This window comes from Aeromonas sp. EERV15 (assembly GCF_900079845.1).
Lineage (GTDB): Bacteria > Pseudomonadota > Gammaproteobacteria > Enterobacterales > Aeromonadaceae > Aeromonas > Aeromonas sobria.
The window spans coordinates 1-439 of sequence record NZ_FKKY02000166.1; the positions used below are offsets into that span (position 1 = coordinate 1).

The following is a 439-nucleotide window of genomic DNA, read 5'->3' on the forward strand; positions in this document are numbered from 1 at the left end:
GAACCCGTGCGGCCCCGGGTTGAAGACGCCCTTCTGCCCTCCCTCGGTCACCACGGCGATGGCGGTGCCGACGAGGACGGTCATCGCCGGGAAGAGCACGACGAGGGAGGCCATCTTCATCTCGAACGCCTCGATCTTCTTGCCGAGGTACTCCGGCGTGCGCCCCACCATGAGGCCGGCCACGAAGACGGCGATGATGACGCACATCAGCATGCCGTAGAGGCCGGAGCCCACCCCGCCGAAGACCACCTCGCCGAGCTGCATGAGCCAGAGGGGCACGAGCCCGCCGAGGGGCGTGAAGGAGTCGTGCATCGCGTTGACCGAGCCGTTCGAGGCCGCCGTGGTGGCGGTCGCCCAGAGGGCGGAGCTCGCGATGCCGAAGCGCGCCTCCTTCCCCTCCATGTTGCCGCCGGCCTGGAGCGCGCTCGCCGCCTGGTCG

1 protein-coding gene is annotated in these 439 nt (G+C 70.2%); it reads right to left on the minus strand.

Features of this window, described 5'->3' with window-relative positions; genetic code table 11:
• A partial coding sequence (locus tag BN4575_RS20900; RefSeq protein ID WP_141689930.1) for a potassium-transporting ATPase subunit KdpA occupies positions 1-439 on the minus strand: 439 nt, incomplete at both ends.